Annotated in this window: 17 protein-coding genes and 1 tRNA gene; 10 read left to right on the forward strand and 8 right to left on the reverse strand. The window is 69.5% G+C overall.

Annotated features, from left to right (window positions below):
- Positions 1-8: 8 nt before the first annotated feature.
- The 4 genes from AJAP_RS29575 to AJAP_RS29590 all read right to left on the reverse strand — a co-directional run bounded on the left by AJAP_RS29575 (position 9) and on the right by AJAP_RS29590 (position 7,018).
- Entirely contained in the window at positions 9-2,582 is a 2,574-nt protein-coding gene (locus AJAP_RS29575) for a tetratricopeptide repeat protein (RefSeq protein ID WP_038517380.1), read from the reverse strand.
- 16 nt (positions 2,583-2,598) lie between these two features.
- Positions 2,599-4,275: an energy-dependent translational throttle protein EttA gene (gene ettA, locus AJAP_RS29580; protein ID WP_007034699.1), complete on the reverse strand. Its 1,677-nt coding sequence runs from the start codon at positions 4,273-4,275 to the stop codon at positions 2,599-2,601.
- A 96-nt stretch (positions 4,276-4,371) separates the two neighbouring features.
- Positions 4,372-4,821, reverse strand: a complete 450-nt coding sequence (locus AJAP_RS29585; RefSeq protein ID WP_228694624.1) for a single-stranded DNA-binding protein — start codon at positions 4,819-4,821, stop codon at positions 4,372-4,374.
- Between the two features lie 169 nt (positions 4,822-4,990).
- Entirely contained in the window at positions 4,991-7,018 is a 2,028-nt protein-coding gene (locus tag AJAP_RS29590; RefSeq protein ID WP_038517383.1) for a cytochrome c oxidase assembly protein, read from the reverse strand.
- 42 nt (positions 7,019-7,060) lie between these two features.
- Between AJAP_RS29590 and AJAP_RS29595 the strand changes: the two genes are divergently transcribed.
- Entirely contained in the window at positions 7,061-7,699 is a 639-nt protein-coding gene (locus AJAP_RS29595) for a histidine phosphatase family protein (RefSeq protein ID WP_038517386.1), read from the forward strand.
- Here the strand turns inward: AJAP_RS29595 and AJAP_RS29600 are convergent.
- Positions 7,673-8,800 carry a sensor histidine kinase gene (locus AJAP_RS29600; RefSeq protein ID WP_407639408.1) on the reverse strand — a complete coding sequence of 376 codons (1,128 nt, stop codon included), beginning with the start codon at positions 8,798-8,800 and terminating at the stop codon, positions 7,673-7,675. The genes AJAP_RS29595 and AJAP_RS29600 overlap by 27 nt on opposite strands.
- 110 nt (positions 8,801-8,910) lie before the next feature.
- On the reverse strand, positions 8,911-10,089 hold the full coding sequence (locus AJAP_RS29605; protein ID WP_038517391.1) for an MFS transporter: 1,179 nt from the start codon (positions 10,087-10,089) through the stop codon (positions 8,911-8,913).
- A gap of 121 nt (positions 10,090-10,210) precedes the next feature.
- Between AJAP_RS29605 and AJAP_RS29610 the strand changes: the two genes are divergently transcribed.
- From AJAP_RS29610 to AJAP_RS29625, 4 genes are all read left to right on the forward strand, one after another.
- Positions 10,211-11,260 (forward strand): LacI family DNA-binding transcriptional regulator, encoded by a 1,050-nt coding sequence (locus AJAP_RS29610; RefSeq protein WP_038517393.1) that lies wholly within the window; start codon positions 10,211-10,213, stop codon positions 11,258-11,260.
- Between the two features lie 188 nt (positions 11,261-11,448).
- Positions 11,449-11,838 carry a peptidase inhibitor family I36 protein gene (locus AJAP_RS29615; RefSeq protein WP_038517395.1) on the forward strand — a complete coding sequence of 130 codons (390 nt, stop codon included), beginning with the start codon at positions 11,449-11,451 and terminating at the stop codon, positions 11,836-11,838.
- A 242-nt stretch (positions 11,839-12,080) separates the two neighbouring features.
- Positions 12,081-12,154, forward strand: a tRNA-Arg gene (locus AJAP_RS29620).
- Between the two features lie 262 nt (positions 12,155-12,416).
- Positions 12,417-13,073 carry an MFS transporter gene (locus AJAP_RS29625; RefSeq protein WP_051972638.1) on the forward strand — a complete coding sequence of 219 codons (657 nt, stop codon included), beginning with the start codon at positions 12,417-12,419 and terminating at the stop codon, positions 13,071-13,073.
- Here the strand turns inward: AJAP_RS29625 and AJAP_RS29630 are convergent.
- Positions 13,044-13,454, reverse strand: a complete 411-nt coding sequence (locus AJAP_RS29630; RefSeq protein WP_038517397.1) for a MarR family transcriptional regulator — start codon at positions 13,452-13,454, stop codon at positions 13,044-13,046. The two genes, AJAP_RS29625 and AJAP_RS29630, sit on opposite strands and share 30 nt — an antisense overlap.
- Before the next feature lie 87 nt (positions 13,455-13,541).
- On the opposite strand from AJAP_RS29630, the gene AJAP_RS29635 reads away from it, so the two are divergent.
- The 4 genes from AJAP_RS29635 (at position 13,542) to AJAP_RS29650 (ending at position 16,731) form a co-directional block, all read left to right on the forward strand.
- Positions 13,542-14,618 (forward strand): substrate-binding domain-containing protein, encoded by a 1,077-nt coding sequence (locus AJAP_RS29635; protein WP_267284100.1) that lies wholly within the window; start codon positions 13,542-13,544, stop codon positions 14,616-14,618.
- An 84-nt stretch (positions 14,619-14,702) separates the two neighbouring features.
- On the forward strand, positions 14,703-15,212 hold the full coding sequence (locus AJAP_RS29640; RefSeq protein WP_038517400.1) for an AmiS/UreI family transporter: 510 nt from the start codon (positions 14,703-14,705) through the stop codon (positions 15,210-15,212).
- 26 nt (positions 15,213-15,238) lie between these two features.
- Positions 15,239-16,237: an aliphatic amidase gene (locus tag AJAP_RS29645; RefSeq protein ID WP_038517401.1), complete on the forward strand. Its 999-nt coding sequence runs from the start codon at positions 15,239-15,241 to the stop codon at positions 16,235-16,237.
- A gap of 29 nt (positions 16,238-16,266) precedes the next feature.
- Positions 16,267-16,731, forward strand: a complete 465-nt coding sequence (locus AJAP_RS29650) for an SRPBCC family protein (RefSeq protein ID WP_038517403.1) — start codon at positions 16,267-16,269, stop codon at positions 16,729-16,731.
- On the opposite strand, the gene AJAP_RS29655 is transcribed toward AJAP_RS29650, so the two are convergent.
- The gene (locus AJAP_RS29655; RefSeq protein ID WP_038524110.1) at positions 16,671-18,086 is read right to left on the reverse strand and encodes an MFS transporter; all 1,416 of its coding nucleotides are present in this window, start codon (positions 18,084-18,086) and stop codon (positions 16,671-16,673) included. The genes AJAP_RS29650 and AJAP_RS29655 overlap by 61 nt on opposite strands.
- Positions 18,087-18,213: 127 nt before the next feature.
- Here AJAP_RS29655 and AJAP_RS29660 point away from each other — a divergent pair, with 127 nt between their 5' ends.
- Positions 18,214-18,642, forward strand: coding sequence for a winged helix-turn-helix transcriptional regulator (locus tag AJAP_RS29660; RefSeq protein WP_083649928.1), 429 nt, complete (start codon positions 18,214-18,216; stop codon positions 18,640-18,642).
- Positions 18,643-18,644 lie beyond the last annotated feature (2 nt).

Here is an 18,644-nt window from a genome sequence, read left to right on the forward strand (position 1 = left end):
ACCGCGGGTCAGTCGCTCCCGTTGGCGCGGTGCCGGTCGTGACCGTTGACCGGACGCTTTCCCGAGTCCTGGGAACCGAGCTGCTTCACGAGCGCGGCAGCGCTGGCGGTGCCCGCCTGGTGCTCGGCGAGCGCGCGGGCGAGCAGGTCGGCGAGACCGGCGTCCGGCGGCGGTTCCTCCTCCGCGATCGCGCGGGCGTAGCTCTCCGGGAACGGCGTGATCGGCCGCCAGGAACCGGTGTCGGTCAGCGGGTCCAGCGCGGGCGGCATCCGCAACCGCGGCAGCCACGGATCCGCGACCTCTTCCTTGGCGGCCGGACGAGCGCTTTCCTGAGTCTGCGAAGGCGCGGGATCTTCCCGCGGTGGCGGGGCGAGCGGGACGGCGGGCTCGCGGTACTCGACCGGAGGCTGTTCCCGGCGGGTCTCGGCGCGTTCTTCGGCGACGGGTTCGGGGTGCACGGGATCCGCGGCGGCGTCCGCACGACGACGTCCGCCGCCGTGTCCACCGGCGCTCGAGATCCCGAGCCGGTCCAGCACCGATTTCGCCGCCACGGAACCGTGTTCGGCGTCGTGCCGGGTCTTGCGCGAGACGGGCGCCGACGACCGGCGGGCCCGCTCTTCGGCCGCCCATTCGTCGCTCTCCCACAACGGGGCGGCGGTGCCGGGCGGACGCGGCGGCGTGGCCTCCGCCGCCATCCGCGGCCGGGGCTCGGCGGCGGGCTCGGGTGCGAGAAGCAGTTCCGGGACCACGGGTTCCGAGGCCACCACGGGCACCGGCTCCTCGGTCCGGGCGGGCGCTTCGGCTTCGGCCCGCCACCGTGCGGCCGGAGCCGGGGTTTCGGGTCGAGCGACCACGGGTTCGGCAACGGTCTCACGCGCCGCGGGTGTTTCCGGACGACGACGGCGCCCAGGCTCCGGCTCGGGACGCGACACCGGCGCGGGTTCCGGTTTCGGCGGCGGCATCAGTTTCGGCGCGGCGGGTTCGGCCTTGGGCTCGAACCTGATCGACGGCTTGGCCTTCTTCGGCACCCGACGACGCCAGTCGCTGTCGGACTCCGCCACATCTCGTGTGGGCTCCGGACGGGACGGCGGCTTCAACACCGGTGCTTCGCTCTTTTCGGCGACCGGCGCCGCGGGCCGCTCCGCCGGACGCGGTGGCTCGGCAGGAGGCGCAGGCTCGGCGGGACGCACAGGCTCCGCGGGACGCGAAGACACAGCCGCGCGCGCAGGCTCGACCGGCGCCTGCCGCACCGGCGCGGGCTCCGGCTGCCTGCTCTGCCGCACGGGCTGCGGCTCACGACGAACCGGCGGCTCGGCCGCAGCCCGCTTTGGCGGTGCTACGTCGATCGGCGGGATCACCGCGGTCACCTCGGCCGGTTCCGGCGCCGGAACGGCCGCCGGCGTGGACGCCGCCGCGGCCGACCGCGCGGCGACGGCCCGCAAGACGTCGTCGAGGTCGACAGCGGCGTTCTCGGCCGAGCCGAACTCGCCGACCAGGACGTTGCACGCCTGCCTGCGCGCGCGGGCGTGCAGATGCTCGGCGGCCCGCGAACGGTGCAGGCAACCGATGGCCTCTTCGGCCCGGCCCAGCCGTTCCTCGATCTGCGCGAGCTCCAGCCACAGCCGTGCCGTGACGGCGTGCAGGTTGTGGTCGCCGGTCCCGGCGACCGCCTCACGGACGAGCATTCCGGCGGCCTCGCCGGATCCCGCGGGCAGCAGGACGCGGGTGGCCACCGCCAGCCGCAGCCAGGCGGCAGGCGCGATCCCCGCGGCCCGGACGGGGGCGTCGAGGATCGGCTGCGCGACCTCCAGCGCCATCTCCGTGTCGCCCCGGTCCAGCAACGTGCAGACGAGTTGCAGGATCAGCCTGATCCGGACGAGACCGCCGTCGTCGTCCGGGTTTCCGAGCTTTTCGAGCATGCCCAGCCCGGTCCGCGCGGCATCGGCGGCCGCCGTCAGGTCTCCGTGCCGACGGCGGTGCGCCGACACCCCGACCCGCAGCATCGCGCGGATCAGCAACTGCGAGTCCGCCGTCATCGAGCCGTCGCCGAGCACGAGCTTGTCCGCTTCGGCGAGCACCCGGTCCAGTTCCGCCTTCCGGCCGAACTGCGCCAGGCAGCCGACGAGGTGGCACAACGCCTCGGCCCGGTGCGACGGCGAAACCGCCGGATCCGCCAGCAACGGACGCAACGCGGCCAGCCCCGTCAACGGGATGCCGACGCTGCGCGCGCAGACCGCCAGGTCGATCCTCAGCCGGGCGGCGATGTCGCCGTAGCCCGCGTGTTCCGCGGCGCGCAGGGCGGCCACGGCGCGGCCGACCGTCCGGGGACGGCCACCGAGCCGCACCCGGGCGCTCACCACGAGGCTCTCCGCGCGGATCCACTGTTCGTCGGCTCCGGCGGCCTCGGCGAGCGCGGCCGCGCGCTCCCCGAGGACCAGGGCGAGCTCGGGCGCCCTCAGGTGCAGGGCGTCCGCGCGTTCGATCAACCTGCCGACAGCGGACAGGGTTCCCCCGGTGGCAGCCGTCCGCCCACCCACCATGGTGGTGGGCGAGCCCGGCCGTTGGCGCTTGCTGGCTTCCACGGGGAACCCCCGGCCCTCAGTCGCGGGTCAGCTTGCGATGGGTGACGCGGTGCGGACGAGCCGCCTCGGCACCGAGACGCTCGACCTTGTTCTTCTCGTAGCCCTCGAAGTTACCTTCGAACCAGAACCATTGCGAGGGGTTCTCGTCCGTGCCTTCCCAGGCGAGGATGTGCGTCGCGACCCGGTCGAGGAACCACCGGTCGTGCGAGATGACCACGGCGCAGCCGGGGAACTGCTCGAGAGCGTTCTCCAGCGAGCCCAGGGTCTCGACGTCCAGGTCGTTCGTCGGCTCGTCGAGCAGGATCAGGTTCCCGCCCTGCTTGAGGGTCAGCGCCAGGTTCAGCCGGTTGCGCTCACCACCGGAGAGCACGCCCGCCGGCTTCTGCTGGTCCGGGCCCTTGAAACCGAACGCGCTGACGTAGGCACGCGAGGGCATTTCGGTCTGCCCGACGTGGATGTAGTCCAGCTTGTCCGAAACCACCTCCCATACCGTCTTCTTCGGGTCGATCCCGCCGCGGTTCTGGTCCACATAGGACAGTTTGACCGTCTCGCCGATCTTGACCCGGCCGTCGTCCGGCTCCTCGAGCCCGACGATCGTCTTGAACAGGGTCGTCTTGCCGACACCGTTCGGCCCGATCACGCCGACGATGCCGTTGCGCGGCAGGTCGAACGACAGTCCGTCGATCAGCACGCGGTCGTCGAAACCCTTGCGCAGCTTCTCGACCTCGACGACCACGCTGCCCAGCCGGGGCCCCGGCGGGATCTGGATCTCTTCGAAGTCGAGCTTGCGGTGCTTGTCCGCCTCCGCGGCCATCTCCTCGTAGCGGTCGAGCCGGGACCGCGACTTGGTCTGACGCGCCTTGGCGTTGGACCGGACCCATTCGAGCTCGGACTTCAGGCGCTTCGCGAGCTTGGCGTCCTTCTTGCCCTGGACCTCGAGGCGCTCGCGCTTCTTCTCCAGGTACGTCGAGTAGTTGCCCTCGTAGCCGACGACGCGGCCGCGGTCGAGCTCCATGATCCACTGCGCGACGTTGTCCAGGAAGTACCGGTCGTGCGTGACGGCGAGGACGGCGCCGGCGTAGTTCGCCAGGAACTGTTCCAGCCACAGCACGCTTTCGGCGTCCAGGTGGTTGGTGGGCTCGTCGAGGAGCAGCAGGTCGGGCGCGGACAGGAGCAGCTTGCACAGCGCGACCCGGCGGCGCTCACCACCGGAGAGGTGGGTGACCGGCTCGTCCGGCGGCGGGCAGCGCAGGGCGTCCATCGCCTGCTCGACCGTGGAGTCGATCTCCCACGCGTCGGCGTGGTCGAGCTCCTCCTGGAGCTTGCCCATCTCCTCCATCAGCTCGTCGCTGTAGTCGGTCGCCATGAGCTCGGCGACCTCGTTGAAGCGGTTGAGCTTGACCTTGATGTCGCCAAGGCCCTCTTCGACGTTCTCGCGGACGGTCTTTTCCTCGTTGAGCTCCGGCTCCTGCATGAGGATGCCGACGCTGGCGCCAGGCTGGAGGAAGGCTTCGCCGTTACTGGCCTGCTCGATCCCCGCCATGATCTTCAGAACGGTGGACTTACCCGCGCCGTTCGGCCCCACCACGCCGATCTTGGCGCCGGGGTAGAACGCGGTGCTGACGTCGTCGAGGATGACCTTGTCCCCGACGGTCTTGCGCACCTTCTTCATGGTGTAGATGAACTCGGCCATACAAGCGATCGTAGAGCGAGCCGATCGCGGCCTTGACGGCGGTCACCACCGAGCTACCGACAGTCAGCCCGATATCACTGAGTGAGCACCGGCACCTCACGCCACAGGTGCGTCCTCCAGCGCGATGACCATGGGATTCCCCGCGGGCGGCGGGGCCGACGGGATCGCCCTGGGCCGATCCCGTCCCAGCCGGTGGATCTCGGCCGAACACCGTGCGAGGTTGGGGCCGATGGAGAAGGCCTCAAGCTCAGGTAGACCCAGAGGTGCCGGGATCTCCTCCGCCGTCTCGGCGCCGCGCAGCCGCCCCGCCACGATCACCGGGTCGCCTTTGCTCAGGCAGGAGAACGCCGCCATCGCCAGCTTGCGCCAGCAGGTGACCTTGACCGCGAGTTGCCGCCCCTCGCCCCACTCGCCTCTTTCCTTGTCGTACCGGCGTTCGACACTCCGCAGCCCGAACGACACGACGTCGTGCCCGTGCACCCGCTCCGGATGGTGGACCGGTTCGCTGGTCAGGTTGCCGATCATCGTCACCCACGTTTCGCCCATCGCCATCACACTCGCCCTTCTCCTCGGCCCCGGGACCTTCCCGGCGTTTCCCTTGAGCACAGATTGCCGCGGATCAAGGGTGGAAAAGGGACGCGAACCGGATCTGTGGACAACTCCGGGCGTTGTGGACAACTCGGGGCGGAGCGCCGAGCTTTGTGGGCGGGGTGTGCTAGGAGCCGGACCCCGGCCCCCGCCCCTGATCGGCGAGTTTCTTCAGCATCGCGTTGTAGGCGTTCAGATCCGCGTCGCCCGAGGCCTCCTCGCGGCGATCCCTGCGCCGTGCCTCTCGCTCGTCCTGACGCGCCCACTGCACCAGCAGTGCGACGAGCACCAGCAGCACCGGCAACTCACCGGACGCCCACGCGATCCCGCCGCCGAGCCGCTGGTCGGTCAGCAGGTCGGTGACCCACGGCAGCTTCAGCCCGCGGTAGAAGTCCTGCCCGAGCACGGTCTGCATGCTCATCAGCGCGATCCCGAAGAACGCGTGGAACGGCATGGCGGCGAACATCATCCCCAGCCGCCCCAAATGCGGGAGCCGGCGCGGTGCCGGGTCGACCCCGATCACCGGCCAGTAGAAGACATAACCGGCGAGCAGGAAGTGCGCGTTCATCGCCAGATGCGCCCAGTGGTAGTTCAGCGCGGCGTCGAACAGGCCCGAGAAGTACAGACCGTAGAAGGAACCGACGAACAGCAGCAGCGCGACGATCGGATGCGTCAGGAACCGCGAAAGCGGCGAGTGCACGAACGCGAGCAGCCATTCACGCGGCCCGGGCGGGGCGTCCTTGCCCGCCGTGGGCAACGCGCGCAGGGCGAGCGTCACGGGTCCGCCGAGCACGAACAGCACCGGCGCCACCATGGACAGCAACATGTGGTTGCCCATGTGCACGCTGAACATCGCGGGCGCGTACCGCCCGATGCCGGACGACGTCGCGATCAGCAGCACGAAACAGCCCGCGAGCCACGCGACGATCCGGCCGGTGGCCCAGGTGTCACCGCGCCGACGCAGCCGCCGGACCCCGGCGAGGTACAGCCCGGCGAGAACGATCGCGAGGGTGCCGTAGACGAGGTCGAATCGCCAATCCGTGAGCAGCCGGAACACGGTCGGCGGACCGTAGAGGTCGTAACCGATCAACAGTTCCGTGGTCGACGGCTGGGTGAGCGATTCCTGCGGCGGAGGGGTCTTCGCGAGCCCGGTGGCGATGCCGATCGTGATGAACATGATCAGCACCTCGACCGCGGCGAGCCGCAGCAGCTGACCGCCGCCGGCGCCGTTCACCAGCCCGGCGACGCCCTTCTGCCGCTGCTGATGCCCGAAGACACCGAGCAGCAGCAACGCGACGATCTTCGCGACCACCAGCAGGCCGTAGTCCGTGGTGAACAGGTCGGCGATCCTGATCCGCACCAGCGCGTTGACGATGCCGGAGACCGCCATCACGATCCAGCAGACCAGTGCCAGCTTGGAGAACCGGGTCGCGGCGAGCTTGAGGTTCTCGCCGCGCCGCCAGCCGAGCGCGAGCAGCGCCACGAGCCCGCCGACCCACAACGCGGCGGCGACCAGGTGGTACAGCAGGCTGTTGGTCGCCATGTCGTGCGAGCCGCCGCTCGCGGAATGCCCCGTGACCGCGACCGGCACGAGACCACCGACGGACAGGAAGAACACGACCGTCGTCCAGCCCCAGGTGAGCGCGAGACGGCAGCCGAGCGCGACCAGCAGCGCGATCAACGCGGTGAACAGCCAGGCCTTGGGCTGCTCGATGGCGTCCACGAGGTCGATCAGCACCTGCGGCGACAGCACCTCGGTGAAGGGACGCCCCGCGCCGTCGGCCGCTGAGAAGAAGATCGACGCGGCGGCCGCGAAGAACCAGACCCACGCGGCGGCACCCGCGACGCGGATGGCCGCGTAACCGTCGGCCGCGAGCGTGCCGGATTTCTGCGGCGGGACGAGGAACGCGGCGAGCAGCAGCGAACCCACGCACAGCACCGAAGCCGCCTCGGCCAGCACGCGCACGACGGTGATGCCGTAGCGCGTCACCAGGCCCGGGTCCGGGAGTCCGGCGATGACGTAACCGGCGCCACCGGTCAGCGCGACCAGGCCGACGGCCACCACCGCGGCCAGGAGCGCCCCGATCGACACCAGCGGCAGGACACCGGCCTTCCGCGCGGATGGGGCCGGTTTCGTCTCGGGGTCTGAAGGCACGTCACGAGGGTATGCCGGACGCGCAACCGGCAAGATGGCGGCGTGCGGATCATCCTGCTGAGGCACGCCGAGTCGCTCGGCAACGTCGACGAGCTCGCCTACACCCGGATCCCCGACCACGCCCTGCCGCTCACCGAAGCCGGCCGCGAGCAGGCCAGGCTGGCGGGCCCGGAGATCGAGGATCTCCTCGAGGGGCAGCGTCCGGCGGTCTACGTCAGCCCGTACCTGCGGACGCGGGAAACGTTGCGGCTGATGGACATCCGTGACTCCTGCGAGCGGATCGTGCCGGAGCCGAGACTGCGGGAACAGGACTGGGGCAATCTCCAGGATCCGCGTGAGCAGGAGGTCCAGAAACAACGGCGCCACGAGTTCGGGCACTTCTTCTACCGGCTGCCGTTCGGCGAGTCCGGCGCGGACGTGGACGACCGGGTCGCCGCGTTCCTCAGCGAACTGGCGGCCTGCGGCGAAGATCACCCCGAAACCGTGCTGGTCGTCTCACACGGGCTGACCATCCGGCTGTTGTGCCGCCGTTTGTTCGGCTGGAGCATCGAGCTGTTCGAGTCCCTGTCCAACCCGACGACCTGCGAGTACCGGGTCGCGGAGCGAGTGGGCGACAAATGGACGCTGGACCGCCCGTTCCGTCAGTGGCGGGACTCACCCGACGGGGAGACGCAGGACTGAGGGAGCGAGGAGCACCACTCTCGTTCCGAGTCCCGGGCTGGATTCGATCCGCGCGAAACCGCCGATCTCCGCCATCCGCGCGATGATCGAGTTCTCGAGGCCGAAGCCACGCCGCCGGTCACCGACGTCGAATCCGGCGCCGTGATCACGCACGGTCAGGGAAACCCCGCCGCCGATCTCCTCCACGCTGACCACGGCCCGCCTGGTCCCGGAATGCTTCAACGTGTTCCGCAAGGCCTCCCTGACCGAATCGTGCAGTGCCACGGCCGCTTCCTCCGCGAGTTCCGGAGCGCAGTCGTCCTGGATGACGACCTCGGCGCGCAGCCCCTCCGCGGCCATTTCGGCGGCCAGCAGCCGCAGCCGCTGATGCAGTCCGATCCCTTCGGCGGGTTCGTGTTCGAGGCTGATCCGGATGCGCATCGCCTGGGCGCGAGCCATCCGGCGGACGCGGTCGAGACTGGCCGCCGGGTCGAGTTCGTCGGCGGGCGCGGGGATCGCGAACGACTCCATCACCTGCAGGACGGTGTCGTGGACGTCGCGGCGATGCCGTTCGCGTTCCGCCGCCCGGCCCTGCTGCTCCCCGAAGCCGAGCGCGAACCGCATCGAAGCGCCGACCACGCCGACGATCGCGAGCGACGCCGCCAGCGCGGTCGCGAGGGTGAGCAGGAGACCGAGCGGCGAGCCGAGGTGCAACACGACGTTCAGCAGCACCGCTCCCCCGATGGCCGACGCCCCCGCGAGCGTGCCACGCAGCAGGGCGCAGATCATCACCGTGCCCATCAGGTGGGTCCAGGTGATCGACGTGATCGCGCCGTCCTGCGTGAACGGCGCGGCTGTCAGGACGAACAGCGTGGCGAAGCCCGCGTCCACCACGGGAACCAGCCGCGTCCCGGCCGGAGGACGGCGGAAGACCCAGACGGCTTCGGCGACGTTCGGCACCAGGTGCAGCAGCACGAACATCCACAGCACCGAACCACCGGTGCCCGCCGTCCACAGCGCCTGCGCCAGCATCACCAGCCGGAACGCCACCGGGACCAGGATGAGCCAGGGCAACGTGGTCTGCACCAGCCGCGCCGGAATCCCGGCGCCCCCTCCGAGCATCAGCACCCTCACGCCGCTCCTCCCCCGGATCAGCCTTCCTGAAATGACGACAAAGTCGCATTCATTTCAGTTTACCGAGCAATCAGCTTGCCCGGGCCCCGGCGAGGATGTCAACGGGCGACGGGTTCGGCGGCCTCTTCCCGTTTCCGCGCCCGCGCCGCGGCCACCGCGGACGGCACGATCAGCGCGGCGGTCAAGCCGACGAACAGGAACGACACGGAAAGTGACGTCACCTGCGCGATCCCGCCGATCAGCGGCGGGCCAGCGAGGAAGCCGGTGTAGGCGATCGCCGTGACGAACGCCAGCTCCCGCTCACCTCCGGTGCCGTCGGCGCGTTTCCCGGACGCTCCCGCGAGGCTCAAGGCGATCGGGAAGGCGGCGGCCAGCCCGGCACCCGCCAGGGCGAAGCCGATGAACCCGAACACCGGCAGGCTCGCCACCGCGGCGAGCACCAGACCCGCCGCCGCGATCCCGGCGCCGACCGCCAGCGCCCGCGTCGCGCCGAAACGGTTCTGCAGCCAGGCACCCGCGAGCCGGGCGAGCGCCATGGCCAGGGCGAACCCGGAGTAGGCGAAGGCCGCGGCGCCGTCGCCGACCCCGTGCACGGACGTCATCAGCAGGGCGGACCAGTCCGAACTCGCGCCCTCCGCGATGGCCGAGAACAACGCGATGGCGGCCAGCAGCCAGAGGACGGGACGTTTGATCGGTGGCACGCGCGGTTTCTCGACGGGCTCGGTGTGCACGGGCCGCGCGCCGGGCACGGCCGTGATGACGAAGGCCAGCACGACCAGCGCGGACAGCGCGGCGACCGTGAGATGCCGTCCCGGCGACCATTGATGCGACGCGGCGAATCCGGCGGCGACGGATCCCGCCAGTGCGCCGAAGCTGAATCCGGCGTGCAGGATCGGCATGAAGGCCCGCCCGGATCGGCGTTCCACCTCGACTCCCGCGACGTTCATCGCCACGTCCAGCGCGCCGACGCTCGCGCCGAGGACGAACAACGCCCCGGCGAGCAGGGCGACCGACGTCGAGAAGCCGATCATCGGCAACGCGGCGCAGGCGATGATCGTGCTGCCCGCGACCACCGCGCGGGCACCGTGGCGTTCGATCAGCCGCCCCGAAACCGACGCCGCGATCAGCATGCCGACGCTGGCGCCCAGCAGGGCCAGCCCGAAAACGCCCGGTGAGGCGTTCACCCTTTCCGACAACGCCGGAGTCCGCGGCGCCCAGGAGCCGAGCGCGGCCCCGTTGAGCGCGAACACGACGAAAACGGCCGTACGGTCACGCATAGACCCCAGTCTCCTTCCGATTCCTCTTCCCACAGAATGACTTAAGCGCTTCAGAAAGTCCACCGGCGAAGGCCGGGACTACACTGCGCCGGTGACCAGCACGCGACGGCGAAGGCCGACGTTGGACGATGTCGCCGACGCCGTCGGGGTGTCGCGGGCGACCGTGTCCAACGCCTACAACCGGCCCGATCAGCTGTCCGCCCAACTGCGGGAAGAGGTGCTTCGCGCGGCCAAGAAGATCGGGTACGCGGGGCCGAACCCGACCGCGCGCAGTCTCGCGACCAGCCGCACCGGGGCGATCGCCGTCCTGCTCGACACGAACCTTTCGACGGCGTTCTCGGATCCCGCGTTGTCGCTCACCCTCGACGCGCTCTCGACCGTCGTCGACCCCGAGGGCCACGCCCTCCTGCTGCTCCCCGGCGACGGCGAGAGCGGCGGCCCGCGTGCGGAGCGGATCCTGACCGCGCAGGCCGACATCGCGGTGGCGTATTCGCTGGCAGACGGCGCGCCTGCGCTGAACGCGGTCCGCGACCGGGGGATGCCGCTGGTGGTGATCGACCAGCCGCATATCCGCGGTTCGGCCAGGATCGGCGTCGCGGACCGGGCAGGCGCGGCCGCCGCGGCCCGGCATCTGGTGGAACTCGGGCACCGGCGGATCGGGATCTTCTCGGCGCAGTGCCTCTCGGCGCCCCGTGGCGGGGAATTGAGCGTGGCCGAGGCCGGGAACAGCCGGTTCCACGACAACCGCGAGCGGATGGCCGGCTACCTGGAGACGCTGGCCGAGGCTGGAATCCCGGCGGCGGGCGTGCCGATCTGGGAGGCGTCCGGGCTCTCGGTCGAGGGCGCGCTGCCGAGTGCGTTCGGCCTGCTCGACCGGCACCCGCGGCCGACGGCGCTGCTGTGCATGTCGGATCTGCTGGCGCTGGCGGCGATCTCGGCGGCCAGGCATCTCGGCCTGTCGGTGCCGGGTGATCTTTCGGTCGTGGGCTTCGACGACGTCCCGCCCGCCCGGTGGTCCGAACCACCGCTGACGACCGTCCGGCAGGATCTCGCCGCCAAGGGCCGGGCGGCCGGCGAACTGGTGCTCGGCCTGCTGCGCGGGGAGAAGGCCCCCGCCCCCGCCGAGATACCCGCCGAACTGGTCGTCAGGGACTCCACCGCGCCCGCGTAGCAGCCGATTTCGGCGAACACAAGGCGCTCCCGGCGATATGTGGACAACTCGCCCCGATCGAGCGGCGCACAACTACTTATCCACAGAAGTAGAAATGCGGGCAGACAAAGCCTTCCCCGCGCGCCATCGTGGAATCACACATTCACCGACGGCGATCCAGCCGCCGATTCACGGGGGAGAACCCAGCCATGCAACGACGTTTGACGAACCTGCGCGCCCGCCTCCCGCACGTGCTCCTGCTCGCCCTGGCGGGCTTGCTGACCAGCGCCGGAGTCGCCGGTGCCGCCACCGCGCCGCCCCAGCCCGACTGCCAGAAGGGCGAGTTCTGCGTATGGGGCGCGGAATCGTACGGCGGCGCGGTGCACAAATTCGACCTGCGCACCTCCAATCCCGAGGAATGCATTCCCCTGCCCGAAGGCTTCGACGGGCATTCGTTCATCAACCGGCTGAGCCGTGACGTGACGATTTACCAGAGCGAGGAATGCACGACGGAGGGAGATTTCATCACCTATCCGGGTGGCGGCACCTACGTACCCCAGGGACCGTTCGTGATCCGCGCCCTCAAGATCTGGGACTGACCACCCCGGCGGTTCGTGCCGGTCGCTCGCGGAAGAGTCGACTCGCGACCTGCACGAACCCAGGGGCCGCTCCCCCGAAGCGGCCCCGGCCCGTGAGCGCGTCACCCCGCGTCGTGACGCGCTCACGGGTGTTCCAAAAAACGGTGGGCTCGACCTGAAACGATCTGGCGGTGTCGAACGATCGACAGGTTGGCGACGGCTAAGCTGCCGATGCTGGGCGACACCCAACGTCGCCGACGTCGGCCCTCGTAGCTCAGCTGGATAGAGCAAGAGCCTTCTAATCTCTAGGTCGCAGGTTCAAGTCCTGCCGGGGGCACGTCGCAGACGGTCCTGCCGCGAGGCGCAGAACGCGCTTCGCGGCAGGACTTCGAAACTCGGGCCGGATGCCATCGAGTCCGGTTCGCCGCTCGTTCACCGCTCGACTGGGCAGTTCGTCAACTTTCCCCGACACACCGGTGTTTCCGTCTGTCGGAAACATCACGTCCGAGCCAAAAGAACGCCTGGGGCTGCGGGCGGTGAGCCCACGGCTTTCCCGTGAAGTGACCCAACCCCGGCGCCAGGCGCTATAGGTTGTGCGCATGTACGTGCCGACGCCGACGCAGCGCGCCTCTCAGCCGACCACAGGGCCCTGGTGGCTGCTCATCGGCCCCGGGTTCGCCGCGCTCATCGGTTTGTTCCTGCTCACCGTGATCTACCGCTTCGACGGCGAGTCGCCACTGCAGATCGACCTGGGCATATCCAGCCAGTCCCTGCTGCTGAACGGTGTCGTCGCGTACGTCGTCGCGGCCGCGCTCGCCTTTCCGGCCGGTCTGCTGCTCGGCGGGCGCTTCCCGACGTCGGTGACCGTGCCCGCGCTCGTCTTCATGCTGCTGGGCGTGGTGCTGGTCGCCTTCATGCCCAGCAGCGGCCTGCTCCTGGTCGGCCGGGTGCTGAACGGGCTCGGTGCGGGCGCCGTCCTCGGCGTGACGGTCGCGCTGATCCGCCGGCTTCAGGCCGGTCGCGGCGTCGCGGCCGGGGTGATGGCCGGTCTCGGTGTGCTCGCCTTGGTGATCGCGCCGGTCCTCGGTGGTCTGCTGTCGGACGCCACCGGGTTCCGGGTGGTCTTCATCGTGGCCGCGCTGTTCGTGTTCGTCGCGCTCGTGGTCGCCGGGATCCTCGGCATCGTCGCGCTGGCCAAGCCGAAACCGCTGCCGTACGCCGGACCTTCAGTCTCCGAGACCCCGCAACGCCACTAGCACGTCGTCCGGCACGGCGAGACCGGCTTCCACTTCCGACACCTTCGTGGCCACGCGGCGGTACGTCGCGCGGCCACGGGCGCTGAGGTGGACGAGCACGCGACGTCTGTCGGCGGCGTCGACCTCGCGGTAGGCCTGCGCGGTGGTGACCAGCTTGTCGACCACCCTGGTCAGCGTCGGGGCGGTGGCGAGCGTCCGGTCGGCGAGGTCGGCCATGGCGAGACCGCCCTTGCCGCTCAGCGCGTCCAGCACCAGCCACTGGTCCAGGGTGAGGCCTTCCTTGGCGAGCACCTGCTCGACCCTGGCGGCGACGGCCCGGGCGGCGCGGGTGAGCGAGCCGGTGAGCGACGTTCCGGCGGTCGTGACGCCGCGTGTCCCCATATCCCGTCCCCTTGCCAAAACCGGACACCCTCGCAATACTTCCAGGTGAAAGCACTTTGACCTTACCGGGCCACCGCACGGAGCGCCATGCCCCTACGCCTCGCCACCCGGCCCCGCGACGACACCTGGCGTGTGGCCATGGTGGTCCCGTTGCAGGGGCCCGCCGGGCTGTTCGGCCCGTCGTGCGAGGCGATCACGGAACTGGCCGTCCACGAGCTCAACGAATCCGGCGGCATCCTCGGCAGACAGGTCGAAGCCGAAGTGGTCGACGGCGGTGGCACCCCTGCTGAAGTAGCCGGCGACTTGCGGCGGCTGGTCGACACAGGACGAATCGACGCGGTGAGCGGCTGGCACATCTCGTCGATCCGGCACGCACTCGCGCCGGTCGTGGCCGACCGGATCCCGTACGTGTACACGTCGCTCTACGAAGGCGGCGAGCGCCGCTCGGGCATCTTCTGCACGGGCGAGACTCCACGCTGCCAGATCGAGCCGGCGTTGCGCTGGCTGCGCGATCATCTCGGCGCCCGGCGCTGGTTCGTCGTCGGCGACGACTACGTCTGGCCGCACCGGTCGACCCGCGCGATCCGGCAGTACGCCAAAGATCTCGATCTGCGCATCACCGGTGAGGCGTTCGTCGGGCTCGGTGCGGGCGATATGTCCACAGTGGTCCGCAAGATCGAACAGTCCACAAGCGACGGTGTGCTCATGTTGCTGGTCGGGCAGGACGCGGTGCGCTTCAACCGTGCCTTCGCCGCGCACGGGCTCAGCGATCGACTGGTCCGGTTCAGCCCGTTGATGGAGGAGAACATGCTCCTGGCGAGCGGCGCGAACGCCACCGGCAATCTCTACGTCTCCGCCGCCTACTTCCGGTCCATGGTCACCGCCGACGCGATGGACCTGCTCGGCCGCTACGTCGACCGCAACGGCCCCGGCGCCCCAGCATTGAACAACGCCGCCGAATCCTGTTACGAGGGGCTGCACACGCTCGCGGAACTCGTCCGCCGGGCGGGGACGTCGGAGCTTCCCGCGCTCAACGCGGCGATCGACGGCGTCGCCTATCACGGCCCTCGCGGCACGATCGAATTCCGCGGACAGCAGGCCGATCAGCACGTCCATCTCGCGGTCGCCGACGGGTACGACTTCGAAGTCCTCACCAGGCTCTGAAATCCGCCCCCTTGACTCGCCCCGGCACACCACATACTTTCATTTGAAATTATTCCATGTGACGTCGATTACGCGGAGGTGAGCGTGGGCAACGTGGGCCTGCTCTACGTCGGCGCCGCTCTGATGATCAACGGCCTGATGCTGCTCGGCCGGATACCGCCGCGGTCGGCGGCGGTGCTGAACCTGTTCGTCGGCGCGCTCCAATGCGTCACCCCGACCGTGCTGATCGTGCAGGCGGGCGGCGACCAGGACGCGATCCTCGCCGCGTCCGGCCTGTACCTGTTCGGTTTCACCTATCTGTACGTCGGCATCGCGAACCTCGCGGACCTGGCGCCCGAAGGCATCGGCTGGTTCTCGCTCTTCGTGGCGGGTGCGGCCGTGGTGTACGCGGGCATCGCCTTCTGGCACGACGACGACCCCGTGTTCGGTGTCATCTGGCTGTCCTGGGCGCTGTTGTGGACCTTGTTCTTCCTGGTTCTCGGCCTCGGAAAAGAACAGCTGACGCGGTTCACCGGCTGGACCGCCCTGCTGCTCAGCCAGCCGACGTGCACGGTGCCCGCCTTCCTCGGCCTCACCGGCGTTTACCCGTCCTGAAAACCGTTCGGAGAAAAGGAGTCTTCATGCGACACGGTGACATTTCCGCCAGCCCGGACACGGTCGGCGTCGCGGTGGTCAACTACAAGATGCCGCGGCTGCACACCAAGGCCGAAGTCCTCGCCAACGCCCGCAAGATCGCCGAAATGGTGGTGGGCATGAAATCCGGCCTTCCCGGCATGGACCTCGTGGTGTTCCCCGAGTACTCGACGCAGGGCATCATGTACGACCCGAAGGAAATGTACGAGACCGCGGCGAGCATTCCCGGCGAGGAGACCGAGATCTTCGCCGCCGCGTGCCGTGAGGCCCAGACGTGGGGCGTCTTCTCGATCACCGGAGAGCGGCACGAGGACCATCCGAACAAACCGCCGTACAACACGCTCGTGCTCATCAACGACCGCGGCGAGATCGTCCAGAAATACCGGAAGATCCTGCCGTGGTGCCCGATCGAAGGCTGGTATCCCGGCGAGGACACCTACGTCAGCGACGGCCCCAAGGGCATGAAGATCTCGCTGATCATCTGCGACGACGGGAACTACCCGGAGATCTGGCGCGACTGCGCGATGAAGGGCGCCGAACTGATCGTGCGCTGCCAGGGCTACATGTACCCGGCCAAGGAACAGCAGATCCTGATCGCCAAGGCGATGGCGTGGGCCAACAACTGTTACGTGGCCGTGGCGAACGCCGCCGGTTTCGACGGCGTGTACTCGTACTTCGGCCATTCCGCGATCATCGGCTTCGACGGGCGCACGCTCGGCGAGACCGGCGAGGAGGAATACGGGATCCAGTACGCGCAGCTTTCGGTTTCGGCGATCCGTGACGCGCGGACCTACGACCAGTCGCAGAACCACATCTTCAAGCTGCTGCACCGCGGTTACACCGGCGTGCAGGACGCGGACGAAGGCGACAAGGGGGTGGCGGACTGCCCGTTCGACTTCTACAAGCTCTGGGTCACCGACGCCAAGAAGGCGCAGGAGAAGGTGGAGTCGATCACCCGCGACACCATCACTCCTCGGCATCCCTGACGAGGCGTGATGGGCCCTAGACTCGGCCCATGGACAGGATCGACAGCGGCAGCCGGACGATCGCCGCCTCGCCCGAGACCGTCTACCAGGCACTCCTCGACCGGGAGTCCCTCGAAGCCTGGCTTCCGCCCGAAGGTATGCGCGGCCGGATCGAGCACTGGGATCCGCGGCCCGGCGGCGGTTTCCGGATGACCCTCACCTACCTCGACGCGTCCGCCGCGCCCGGCAAGTCGTCGGACGCGACGGACGTCGTCGAGGTCGGGTTCGCCGATCTGGTGCCCGCGGAACGCGTGGTGCAGAAGGCCGTCTTCGAATCCGAAGACCCGGCGTTCGCGGGCACCATGACGATGACCTGGGAGCTGGCCGCCGCGGGTGACGGCACCGAGGTGACCGTCACCGCGACGGACGTGCCGTCCGGCATCGGCCAGGCCGATCACGAGGCCGGGATCGCCTCCTCGCTGGCCAATCTGGCTTCCTTCGCCGAGACGCGCTGACGACCGGACGCGATGATGATCGCGGCGAGCACGGCCATCACCAGCGGCACGACGAGCGCCGCCCGGTAACCGCCGAGGGCCGCCTCGGGCGAACCGCCCGCGCCGAGGGCGGCGACGTTGACGGCGGTCACCGCGGACAGCCCGAGCGCCGCGCCGAACTGGAACGCCGTGTACAGCAGACCGCCCGCGAGTCCCTGTTCGTCCTCGGCGATCCCGTCGGTGGCGACGATCGTCAGCGGACCGTAGGCGAGCGCGAAGCCCAGACCCAGGATGATCATCGACGGGAACATCGCCGCGTACGTCCAGTCCATGCCCAGCGGCAGGAAGAGCGCGTACGACACGGCCGCGAGCACGAACCCGCCGAAGATCAGCCGCGTGTTGCCGAACCTCGCCACCAGCCGCGGGGTGAGCGTCGGCGCGAGGATCGCGTCGATCCCGACCGCGAGCAGCGCCAGGCTCGTCTCCAGCGTCGACCAGCCCCGGAGTTCCTGCAGGTACAGCGTGACCAGGAACTGGAACCCGAAGAACGAGCCCGCGAACAGCAGGGCGCTGACGTTCGCCCGCACCAGCGGCCCCGACTTCAGGATGCCCAGACGCACGAGCGGCGCGGGAGAGCGGCGTTCGACGGACACGAAGGCCATCAGCGCGGCCACTCCCCCGGCGAACGAGGCGACGGTCCAGCCCCAGCCCTGCCCTGGGTGTTCCAGCCGGACCACGGCGTAGGCGATCAGCAGCATCGCCATCGTGACGGTGACCGCTCCGGCGAAGTCCAGGCGACGCGGGCCGCGTTCGTCACGAGCGGGTTCCTTGATCAGCCAGAGCGCGGCGAGCAGGATGACCGCGGACAGGATCACCGGCGTGAAGAACACCCAGCGCCAGTCGATCCTGGCCAGCAGGCCGCCGATGACGAGGCCGAGCGAGAAGCCGCCCGCCCCGGTGCCGGCGTAGAACAACAGGGCCTTGTTGCGTTTCGGGCCCTCTTCGAAGCTCGTGGTGATGATGGACAGGCCCGCCGGGGTCATGAAGGCCGCGGCGACGCCGGTGACGAACCGGGCGAGCAGCAGCATCCAGCCTTCCGTGGCGAAACCGCCCAGCCCGGAGAAGACGAGGAACACCACCAGCCAGCCGACGAACATGCGGCGACGGCCGTACAGGTCGGCGGCGCGCCCACCCAGCAGCATGAATCCGCCGTAGCCGAGCACGTAGGCGCTCACCACACCGCTCAGCGTCGCGGTCGACAGGCCGAGTTCGGCCCGGATGGACGGCAGCGCCACGTTCAGCATCGCGACGTCGATGCCCTCCAGGAAGATGGCGCCGCACAGCACCAGGAGCACGCCCCAGGCCCGCCCGCCCATCCGGTCGGCGCGCGGAAGCGTTTGCGAGTTGCTCAAGATCGGATCTCCCTCAGTGAACGGGAACCGACGGTTACTCATCGGCCGGTCGGTTCCCTCTTGTAACCAAGGGGATCTTCCGTCACCATCGATGACCATGGAAGAAGGCACTTTGAACTCACCTAGTCGTTGTGAACTCACCGAGGAGGACTACGAGGCCTTCCAGTGGGACACGCGCGAGGACTGCGAGGTCCGCCAGATCCTGGACCGGGTGGCGGACAAGTGGTCGCTACTGGTGATCGCGCTGCTGGACCGCAACACCCTGCGGTTCACCGAGCTCAAGTACAAGATCGACGGCATCAGCCAGCGCATGCTCACCACCACGCTGCGCCATCTGGAACGCGACGGGCTCGTGAACCGGACCGTCTATCCGGTGGTGCCGCCCCGGGTCGAGTACGCGCTGACGCCGCTGGGCATGACGCTGCACCAGACCATCCAGTCGCTGGTCACCTGGACCGAGGACCACCAGAGCGAAATCGCCCTCGCGCGCGCCCAGTACGACAAACGCGTCACCGCCTAGGA

The sequence above is a fragment of the Amycolatopsis japonica genome, assembly GCF_000732925.1.
Lineage (GTDB): Bacteria > Actinomycetota > Actinomycetes > Mycobacteriales > Pseudonocardiaceae > Amycolatopsis > Amycolatopsis japonica.